Origin of the sequence: Phosphitispora sp. TUW77, assembly GCF_048453025.1 — a bacterium.
In the GTDB taxonomy this organism is placed as follows: domain Bacteria; phylum Bacillota; class Thermincolia; order Thermincolales; family UBA2595; genus Phosphitispora.
Genome location: NZ_CP156677.1, coordinates 682835 through 693526, shown reverse-complemented (window position 1 = coordinate 693526; position 10692 = coordinate 682835). Strand labels below are relative to the sequence as shown.

Here is a 10692-nt window from a genome sequence, read left to right as displayed (position 1 = left end):
GCATCCAGCTTTAAGCCCGAATGCTTTGTTCAACTTTTATATTAAATTACAATATTCTCTTCTTCCATCAACAATGGCATAAATAACAACAAACTTATCTGACTCATTTATTTTATAAAAAACGAGATGCTTTTCAACAATTACGACTCTATACCTTTGCTTTTTTAAGATTGAATACCTGGGAACATTTCCCGACATTGGAAATTCCTGAAATCGATTGATTGCGGTTTCAATCTTATCTAAATATCCGAATGCAATGCCAATATCACCGGAATCGTCTGCAATATAAAAAATAATTTCACGGAGTTGCTCCTCCGTTTTATCCGTTCGTAAAATTTTATACTTCATCCTTTCTTCCTAAGGGAATGACAGGTTAAGATAATGCCCGTCGTACAGAACTCCTTTTTCGATGAACTGAGCAGCGCCAAAATCTATCTGAGCTTCACCCGGCGGATGTTCCAGCGGCAAATGGCCTTCCTGCGTCAGGCCAATTCCCTTTTTGCGTTTAGACACATATGCTCTTACAGACCGGTCTGAAATATCGAAGTCCGGGAACTGTTCCTTCAGACGGTCGAACACCCTTTGGGCGGTGTGCCTTTGCTTGGGCTTTGCATGCAGGTCAGCTTCCAGCCATGAATCTATTAAATCTATATACGGCGCCAGTTTGCGTACCCTTAGCTTACCCGGATTATGTTCGAGATTAAAGTTTTCTTTTTCAACATACTTCTTAACGGTATTGAAATGGTGACCTGTTTCACGGGCAATCCCTCTTAGGGTTTTCCCTTTAAATTTGAACAGGTATTTGATATTATGGACTTGTTCCATTGTCAGCATCCTTTCTATACCCCCTTTAAGCTTCGCAACTCAAAGGGTAAAGTATTTCCGGGGTGTTGGCAATGGATTTTCCATTTTTCTGCTACTTTTTTCTACTTCCGGAGTGCTACACTTTCATTTTGCCATAAACAAATCCACGCTCCCATGTAGGGAGCGACATGTATGGCTATACTCATATATACAAAATAACCGATATTTCAATCCACGCTCCCATGTAGGGAGCGACTTGGTGGCTGACGTAAGCGCCAAGATGCCTACAGATTTCAATCCACGCTCCCATGTAGGGAGCGACATGGTTTCATTTGTCTTGTGGCCTCTTCTTCACAATTTCAATCCACGCTCCCATGTAGGGAGCGACGTTAAGGAGGGTCGATGCCTTGTTGTTATTGATATTTCAATCCACGCTCCCATGTAGGGAGCGACTTAGCTGGCTCAAACTGCCAGGTGCCTACATGCTGATTTCAATCCACGCTCCCATGTAGGGAGCGACGATACCCAAACCCCAGTATCAGTTACACCATCAGAATTTCAATCCACGCTCCCATGTAGGGAGCGACTTACGATATTATTGGCGCTCCAGACCCCGACGGAAATTTCAATCCACGCTCCCATGTAGGGAGCGACGTTAAGGAGGGTCGATGCCTTGTTGTTATTGATATTTCAATCCACGCTCCCATGTAGGGAGCGACACAACCACCTTTCCTTTTTCATTGCCCTGGGATTTATTTCAATCCACGCTCCCATGTAGGGAGCGACAGAGCCACTTCCTATAATAATTATGTTAACTAGATTTCAATCCACGCTCCCATGTAGGGAGCGACCTGAAGGTCAGCATCCCACACTGGAGCACCAATAGATTTCAATCCACGCTCCCATGTAGGGAGCGACGTTGAATCTACGCTGTGGGGTGGTAAAGTTGCTTTATTTCAATCCACGCTCCCATGTAGGGAGCGACAAGCAGGTCTTGGTTCTCCCTGGAAACCAAACCGGAATTTCAATCCACGCTCCCATGTAGGGAGCGACAATTCCCAACTTGGATATTCAACATCACATGATGATTTCAATCCACGCTCCCATGTAGGGAGCGACTTAGCTGGCTCAAACTGCCAGGTGCCTACATGCTGATTTCAATCCACGCTCCCATGTAGGGAGCGACGATACCCAAACCCCAGTATCAGTTACACCATCAGAATTTCAATCCACGCTCCCATGTAGGGAGCGACTTACGATATTATTGGCGCTCCAGACCCCGACGGAAATTTCAATCCACGCTCCCATGTAGGGAGCGACGAATACTGGTTTTTTTGACATCTGTGACCCTGCCGATTTCAATCCACGCTCCCATGTAGGGAGCGACCACCTTGGCAAATGCTACTGTGCAGCAGTTTTCCATTTCAATCCACGCTCCCATGTAGGGAGCGACGCAATTGGAGAAGCGAAAAACATGCGACATACAACATTTCAATCCACGCTCCCATGTAGGGAGCGACTGTCGATAATGCACACGTTGACATTTTCCAGCATATTTCAATCCACGCTCCCATGTAGGGAGCGACTTATATCTTTGCAGAAATATGAATCTGCCGCCTCTGATTTCAATCCACGCTCCCATGTAGGGAGCGACTGGCAGGGTAGGCTAGCAGGTGGCGAAGATTGCAATTTCAATCCACGCTCCCATGTAGGGAGCGACTATCAAGGACAAGAATATGATGTTATAGGTCTAATTTCAATCCACGCTCCCATGTAGGGAGCGACCCTATTTTCCTGACGATGTTTATGGCAAAATGAAAGTGTAGCACTCCGGAAGTAGAAAAAAGTAGCAGAAAAATGGAAAATCCATTGCCAACACCCCGGAAATACTTTACCCTTTGAGTTGCGAAGCTTAAAGGGGGTATAGAAAGGATGCTGACAATGGAACAAGTCCATAATATCAAATACCTGTTCAAATTTAAAGGGAAAACCCTAAGAGGGATTGCCCGTGAAACAGGTCACCATTTCAATACCGTTAAGAAGTATGTTGAAAAAGAAAACTTTAATCTCGAACATAATCCGGGTAAGCTAAGGGTACGCAAACTGGCGCCGTATATAGATTTAATAGATTCATGGCTGGAAGCTGACCTGCATGCAAAGCCCAAGCAAAGGCACACCGCCCAAAGGGTGTTCGACCGTCTGAAGGAACAGTTCCCGGACTTCGATATTTCAGACCGGTCTGTAAGAGCATATGTGTCTAAACGCAAAAAGGGAATTGGCCTGACGCAGGAAGGCCATTTGCCGCTGGAACATCCGCCGGGTGAAGCTCAGATAGATTTTGGCGCTGCTCAGTTCATCGAAAAAGGAGTTCTGTACGACGGGCATTATCTTAACCTGTCATTCCCTTACAGCAACGGTGGTTACCTTCAGTTATTCAAGTCTGAGAATCAGGAATGCCTATTGGAAGGCCTGAAAACCATCTTTGAACACATTGGCAAAGTGCCAACCCATGCCTGGTTAGATAATGCATCCACAACCGTCAGCAAAATTCGCAAAAACGGTGAACGGGATATCACCAAAGGCTTTGCCCGGTTTATGCTCCACTATGGCTTCCAGAGCAATTTCTGTAATCCTGACAGCGGCCATGAAAAGGGTCATGTGGAAGGCAAGGTCGGCTATCATCGGAGAAACTTCCTGGTCCCCATTCCCGAATTCGATGATTTAAAGAAGTTCAACAAAATACTGCTGGAAAAGTGTGATGCGGATATGAACCGTAAGCACTACCAAAAGCCGCATTTAATCTGTGCCCTATTTGCCGAAGACAAGGCTGCCATGGATAAACTTCCGGAAGTTCCCTTTGAAGTATACCGACTTGAACCTGTCAAAGTAGATAAATATGGCAAAGTGCGATATGAAAACAAGCTTTACTCATCCTCACCTGAATATGCAGGCAAAAACCTGTGGCTTAAAGTCGGGGCCTACGATGTCGAAGTTATGAATCAGGAATACCGGACGGTTGTGCAGCACCCCAGGCTGTATGGCCAGCAAAACGAATCGATGATTTGGGGGCCATACCTGAAGCTGATGGTCAGAAGGCCAGCAGCACTCAAATACACAGGTTTCTTTAAGCAACTGCCGTCAACTATCCAGGACTACTTTGATAAATGTGATTACACCGAGAAGAGAAACTCTCTTAAAATCCTGCTAACCATGCTTCAGACTGCTGATATGGCTGCTGCTGAAGCGGCATTTGCCGAATCCTGCCGGAGAGAAACCATTAATTCAGACAGTTTGCTGGCTATCCACAACCGCCTGAATACATATCTTCCGGAAGATAACTTCCAAAACACTGCATTTAAACTTCCGGAAGTTCAAAAATATAGCACTAACTTCCGAGCCTATGATCTCCTGCTTAAAGGAGGTGAACAGCCCTGGAAGCAATGATTACTGAATACTGCAAAAAACTTAAGATTGGCCGTACTTTCTACAAAGACTACAAAGAAATCGAAGTTGCATCCAATCAGGAATTTCTGCTGCGACTTCTGGAAATGGAATTTGCCAACCGTGAAATCACCCGAAAAAGGAGGCTCCTTAAAGCAGCCGGCTTTGATGTGATGAAAACATTTCAGGATTACAGCTTTGAGCATATCGAAATTCCCAAATCCATCGCTCTGAATGAGCTTACCAGTACTGATTTTATACAGAACAAACAGAATCTCATCCTTTATGGGCCAGTAGGCACAGGTAAAACCCATCTGGCTACAGCACTGGGCGTGGAATCCTGCAATCAGGGTAAATCAGTTAGATTCTTCCGTACAGCAGCATTGGTTAACCAATTATCTGAAGCCAAAAAATCCGGAAGTTTGAACAAATACATGCGGCAAATTCAGAAATGCGACCTGCTAATCTGCGATGAATGGGGCTATGTGCCCTTTGAAAAGGGCGGGGCCCAACTGCTGTTTCAGGTAATATCGGAATGCTATGAAAAACGCAGCGTTATTATTACTACCAACCTGGAATTCAGCAACTGGAACGGGATTTTCTATGATGAGAAGATGACCAGCGCCATTATTGACCGGCTGGTTCATCACAGCCACCTGCTGGTGTTTGGCGGACCAAGTTACCGGTTAACCCATTCATCCATTAATTGTTAAATATGTAAACCGGGGTGTTACACTTCTTAACTTCCGGAATGCTACATTATTTACTTGCCAAATACACTGACGATTGCCCACACATACAAAAGATTTCAATCCACGCTCCCATGTAGGGAGCGACTCAATTGACATCTTGGACCTCCCCAACATTAATTAAATTTCAATCCACGCTCCCATGTAGGGAGCGACGTTTTGGGAAAGCCCTTTGAATATTTTCTTGATATTTCAATCCACGCTCCCATGTAGGGAGCGACTGAATTGCCTTGTTGGGAGACTTGGGAACCGTATAATTTCAATCCACGCTCCCATGTAGGGAGCGACACTGATTTTGGTGTTAGTGTGGTTTTAACTTTTAATTTCAATCCACGCTCCCATGTAGGGAGCGACTTTCAACAATTACGCATTATGAAAACGCTCAAAATTTCAATCCACGCTCCCATGTAGGGAGCGACAAAGGTGCAGAAATTTGGGTGGTTGATGCGATACCATTTCAATCCACGCTCCCATGTAGGGAGCGACGAGATGTTTTTGATAAGGAGATTGATAAGTTTATATTTCAATCCACGCTCCCATGTAGGGAGCGACTATGTTTGTTTATGGGATATAATATTCTAGACACAATTTCAATCCACGCTCCCATGTAGGGAGCGACGGCAAGTCTGTTTTTGCCAACACTATTAAACAAAGAATTTCAATCCACGCTCCCATGTAGGGAGCGACGGAGGATTAGTATGTTAAAAGAAAAGTTTGCTGAAGAATTTCAATCCACGCTCCCATGTAGGGAGCGACTGAAAAAGTTATCAGATTTAAAGCAATTGGATGTTATTTCAATCCACGCTCCCATGTAGGGAGCGACATTAACTGGATTCACGAAGATTGCTCGAAGTTATTATTTCAATCCACGCTCCCATGTAGGGAGCGACATTTGCTGGAAAGTGTTGCTATTGAAAGAAGTCGATTTCAATCCACGCTCCCATGTAGGGAGCGACTGGGGGGACCCGGCAACGGCTTGGGCTTAGACTGCGATTTCAATCCACGCTCCCATGTAGGGAGCGACTTCGATGACGATATTCAGTTTCCACAAACCCACATTTCAATCCACGCTCCCATGTAGGGAGCGACGTCCTCTAAAAAATCACCCAAAACAACTTCGAGGATTTCAATCCACGCTCCCATGTAGGGAGCGACGCACTTAACAAAGCAGCACCTGCCCACCAAGCGGCAGATTTCAATCCACGCTCCCATGTAGGGAGCGACTACATTTAATTATGAAATCAAACAAGATTTACGTATTTCAATCCACGCTCCCATGTAGGGAGCGACTATAAAGAAAATGTATATTATCCAACTTGGAAGATTTCAATCCACGCTCCCATGTAGGGAGCGACATTTGCAGATACAAATTTAACAGCATTTAAAACTATTTCAATCCACGCTCCCATGTAGGGAGCGACAAAGTATTGTGAAAAGGTGTTTTCGTTTGTCAAAATTTCAATCCACGCTCCCATGTAGGGAGCGACGTAGCCCTTCCTGTTCCAGCCACTGCCCGAATTCCTATTTCAATCCACGCTCCCATGTAGGGAGCGACACTTAAAAACAATTCCCCTAAAAAGCGTAAATGTAAATTTCAATCCACGCTCCCATGTAGGGAGCGACGTGTTATTTTATGTCGAAAAATATTTTACAAATAATTTCAATCCACGCTCCCATGTAGGGAGCGACGGGAGCGGCTTGTCTGTGGCATAGGCATAAAGATGCTATTTCAATCCACGCTCCCATGTAGGGAGCGACGTTCAAGGTGTTCATCCTGTTCATCACCAGCCAAAATTTCAATCCACGCTCCCATGTAGGGAGCGACAATCGTAAATCGGATAACAGTTATATACATTGTTGATTTCAATCCACGCTCCCATGTAGGGAGCGACGGACTTGTTTGATTCTTTTATCAGTGTTATGGCTATTTCAATCCACGCTCCCATGTAGGGAGCGACATTCACAGACATGCTCCGTCATGGTTAGAGCAGGATTTCAATCCACGCTCCCATGTAGGGAGCGACGCAATGGCACATTTCAAAGTGTGTGTTGGACAGAAGATTTCAATCCACGCTCCCATGTAGGGAGCGACAATAAGAAACTGGGTTTCACTTTAGTAAAAAGGAGGATTTCAATCCACGCTCCCATGTAGGGAGCGACGAACATCATTACAAGGTGTGCAGGCATCATCCTATTTCAATCCACGCTCCCATGTAGGGAGCGACACGCCTGTCAATGCTCAAACCGCACATAGCCATACAATTTCAATCCACGCTCCCATGTAGGGAGCGACGACCAAATATGGGAGAAGTATCAAGGGGCCAGTGGAATTTCAATCCACGCTCCCATGTAGGGAGCGACGCCTTCGTCTAATTTGCTGATACGCTATACCCGGAGATTTCAATCCACGCTCCCATGTAGGGAGCGACTAGATTATGCTATAAGAGAATTTTTTAACAAGCTATTTCAATCCACGCTCCCATGTAGGGAGCGACTATCATCCAGAACTGTATTGGAAAGCCGCTGAATATATTTCAATCCACGCTCCCATGTAGGGAGCGACGGTGTAGACTTGGACAGGCACGTGAGCGAAATAGTATTTCAATCCACGCTCCCATGTAGGGAGCGACGGCAGTTTGTAGGGTCAGGATGTCCCTTGTCCGATTTCAATCCACGCTCCCATGTAGGGAGCGACTTAACCGTGAGGCAATACGATTAGAACTAAAGGATTTCAATCCACGCTCCCATGTAGGGAGCGACATTGCCTATGGAAATGAAGTTGCCGTTTAATCTATTTCAATCCACGCTCCCATGTAGGGAGCGACGAAGCTGATTCGGAGACATACCGCGAAAGGATATGGATTTCAATCCACGCTCCCATGTAGGGAGCGACTAACGACTACTCGTTTTATGTTGAATATGTCCATATTTCAATCCACGCTCCCATGTAGGGAGCGACCCAAGTCGCGATCTCCATTAAAGGTAATATTAGCGATTTCAATCCACGCTCCCATGTAGGGAGCGACATATATCCGAGCGCACCTTTCGAGATAAAAAAAATTTCAATCCACGCTCCCATGTAGGGAGCGACTCTGGGGCCATGGTAGTTGTTCCGCAGCTCTTGGAATTTCAATCCACGCTCCCATGTAGGGAGCGACATGGCTATGTGTATCGATGTGGCTTGTGAAAAAATTTCAATCCACGCTCCCATGTAGGGAGCGACGCGGCAAAATATTTTCTGCATTGGCTGCAATAAATTTCAATCCACGCTCCCATGTAGGGAGCGACATCCAATCATGAAAGCAATCTATGACATAGAGGTATTTCAATCCACGCTCCCATGTAGGGAGCGACAAATCGCTCGCTGATATTGTTTTTAACCTGCTCCTATTTCAATCCACGCTCCCATGTAGGGAGCGACTAAAGTCTGTCTCTTTTTGGCCTTGTGCGCTTTTATTTCAATCCACGCTCCCATGTAGGGAGCGACAAACAGACTTCCTTTGCAACGTCCATGCCACAACAATTTCAATCCACGCTCCCATGTAGGGAGCGACTCTATCACCTTTAATATACAGTTCACATTCCTCCTATTTCAATCCACGCTCCCATGTAGGGAGCGACTTGAGGGAGTGGGTCTTTTGATGGTTTGATGCTTAAGATTTCAATCCACGCTCCCATGTAGGGAGCGACTTGGACAGTGATAAACTTACCATGTGAGGCCGAGGAATTTCAATCCACGCTCCCATGTAGGGAGCGACGTTACTGAGCGGCCAGCCTACCGGCAGGGCCTCATTTCAATCCACGCTCCCATGTAGGGAGCGACGCGTGTTGGTGTATGCGAAACATGGGGTTTAGCTATATTTCAATCCACGCTCCCATGTAGGGAGCGACGCAGGGCCTCGAATAAAGTTACCCGGCCCTGCGTATTTCAATCCACGCTCCCATGTAGGGAGCGACGGAACGGTTAATCACAGTGGAAGCGGCACTTATATTTCAATCCACGCTCCCATGTAGGGAGCGACCCGAAGGTGTTTGAGCGAATCATAACTGTTGACATAATTTCAATCCACGCTCCCATGTAGGGAGCGACCCGGTTACAGGCGTATGGTCGGCTGGCGAACTCAATTTCAATCCACGCTCCCATGTAGGGAGCGACGGTTGCGAGAGCCATCCAATAGCATACTGGCTAATTTCAATCCACGCTCCCATGTAGGGAGCGACTTGTTATTAATAAACACCAAAAGGAGTGTAGAGCATATTTCAATCCACGCTCCCATGTAGGGAGCGACGGCAATTGGGATAGAGAGAGCTGGCAAGGGACAATTTCAATCCACGCTCCCATGTAGGGAGCGACAATTGAGCAATATCTAGAGGAGCAGCTAATGCGCAAGATTTCAATCCACGCTCCCATGTAGGGAGCGACTAAAATAACAGGAAAACTAAGGAGATTTATAGAATATTTCAATCCACGCTCCCATGTAGGGAGCGACGGTAGCCTTTGACTTGACTGACAAAAACATTATCCTATTTCAATCCACGCTCCCATGTAGGGAGCGACCTTCCCGTTAGCTCAACATCCAATGGTGAATTAATTTCAATCCACGCTCCCATGTAGGGAGCGACTCAAAAAAGATTGGCGGGGGCATTACGCCCCCAATATTTCAATCCACGCTCCCATGTAGGGAGCGACTCGAGCGAATCGACAGCGGAGACTACGAGGGCATAATCATTTCAATCCACGCTCCCATGTAGGGAGCGACTTATGAAATCTTGTCGAATATTGCAACTATGCCAATTTCAATCCACGCTCCCATGTAGGGAGCGACTCAGGATTCACTAATCAACCTGCTAATGATGGTGTAATTTCAATCCACGCTCCCATGTAGGGAGCGACCAGGGCAATTGGGATAGAGAGAGCTGGCAAGGGACAATTTCAATCCACGCTCCCATGTAGGGAGCGACGTCAATGTAAAACCATATCACGGACCAGCATGGATTTCAATCCACGCTCCCATGTAGGGAGCGACATAGAGGAACTCAAACTAGCTATGTATGATGCGGTATTTCAATCCACGCTCCCATGTAGGGAGCGACTCACACTTGCTAAAGATTTCACCATGTCTGTAATATTTCAATCCACGCTCCCATGTAGGGAGCGACCCATGTATGTTCTGCCGTGGCGTGAACATCTCGTAAATTTCAATCCACGCTCCCATGTAGGGAGCGACAGCAAAAACTAATAAAAACTATCTTTTAACAGACAATTTCTTTTGTAATTTTCTATTATTTAACAATTAACCGTTATTTTCTCGACATTTCCTTCATAATTTAAACAAATTTCCTTCCTTCTCGAGGTGCGAATCCTCCAATAATTTTATGTTCGCTTCACATTCGCACTAAATAATCAAGGGATCCTCAACATCAAAGGAAGCTTTTATACCTACATGCTCAACCTTCTTCTTGTAATTATTCCCCAAGAAGTAAAACCTCAAGCTATCTTTCTCTGTATCAATAATTTTCTCCAGCTTATGCTGAACCTCGCGGAACTTAGCCATATCCAACACACATTCAAAGACCGAATTCTGAACACGTTGTCCATAATTTACACATTGTTTCGCAACTTGACGCAACCGCTTTTTCCCTGCTGCTGTTTGAGTATTTACATCATACGTGATAAGCACTAAAATTATCATCTCAC

The 10692-nt window shown here is 45.6% G+C and carries 5 protein-coding genes and 2 CRISPR repeat arrays; of the genes, 2 read left to right on the top strand and 3 right to left on the bottom strand.

What is annotated here, in order from left to right; all coding sequences use genetic code 11:
* Positions 1–36: 36 nt before the first annotated feature.
* Positions 37–348 carry a type II toxin-antitoxin system RelE/ParE family toxin gene (locus ABFY19_RS03270; protein WP_418791812.1) on the bottom strand — a complete coding sequence of 104 codons (312 nt, stop codon included), beginning with the start codon at positions 346–348 and terminating at the stop codon, positions 37–39.
* A 9-nt stretch (positions 349–357) separates the two neighbouring features.
* Complete coding sequence (locus tag ABFY19_RS03265; protein WP_418791811.1) at positions 358–825, bottom strand: hypothetical protein; 468 nt, start codon at positions 823–825, stop codon at positions 358–360.
* Positions 826–960: 135 nt separating this feature from the next.
* Positions 961–2589: direct repeats of the CRISPR family, unit length 32 nt; unit sequence ATTTCAATCCACGCTCCCATGTAGGGAGCGAC.
* 147 nt (positions 2590–2736) lie between these two features.
* On the opposite strand from ABFY19_RS03265, the gene istA reads away from it, so the two are divergent.
* Both istA and istB read left to right on the top strand, forming a co-directional pair.
* Positions 2737–4248 (top strand): IS21 family transposase, encoded by a 1512-nt coding sequence (istA, locus tag ABFY19_RS03260; protein WP_418790354.1) that lies wholly within the window; start codon positions 2737–2739, stop codon positions 4246–4248.
* Positions 4245–4958, top strand: coding sequence for an IS21-like element helper ATPase IstB (gene istB / locus ABFY19_RS03255; protein ID WP_418790355.1), 714 nt, complete (start codon positions 4245–4247; stop codon positions 4956–4958). The genes istA and istB overlap by 4 nt, the downstream gene beginning before the upstream one ends.
* A gap of 92 nt (positions 4959–5050) precedes the next feature.
* A CRISPR array of direct repeats spans positions 5051–10222; the repeat unit is 32 nt; unit sequence ATTTCAATCCACGCTCCCATGTAGGGAGCGAC.
* 168 nt (positions 10223–10390) lie between these two features.
* On the opposite strand, the gene cas2 is transcribed toward istB, so the two are convergent.
* Positions 10391–10681, bottom strand: coding sequence for a CRISPR-associated endonuclease Cas2 (gene cas2 / locus ABFY19_RS03250; protein WP_418792524.1), 291 nt, complete (start codon positions 10679–10681; stop codon positions 10391–10393).
* Positions 10682–10692: the final 11 nt, after the last annotated feature.

What these genes read in the sequence shown, in the direction of transcription:
- ABFY19_RS03270 (WP_418791812.1), bottom strand. Translation starts at nt 348, where the DNA reads ATGAAGTATAAAATTTTACGAACGGATAAAACGGAGGAGCAACTCCGT.
- ABFY19_RS03265 (WP_418791811.1), bottom strand. Translation starts at nt 825, where the DNA reads ATGGAACAAGTCCATAATATCAAATACCTGTTCAAATTTAAAGGGAAA.
- istA (WP_418790354.1), top strand. Translation starts at nt 2,737, where the DNA reads ATGCTGACAATGGAACAAGTCCATAATATCAAATACCTGTTCAAATTT.
- istB (WP_418790355.1), top strand. Translation starts at nt 4,245, where the DNA reads ATGATTACTGAATACTGCAAAAAACTTAAGATTGGCCGTACTTTCTAC.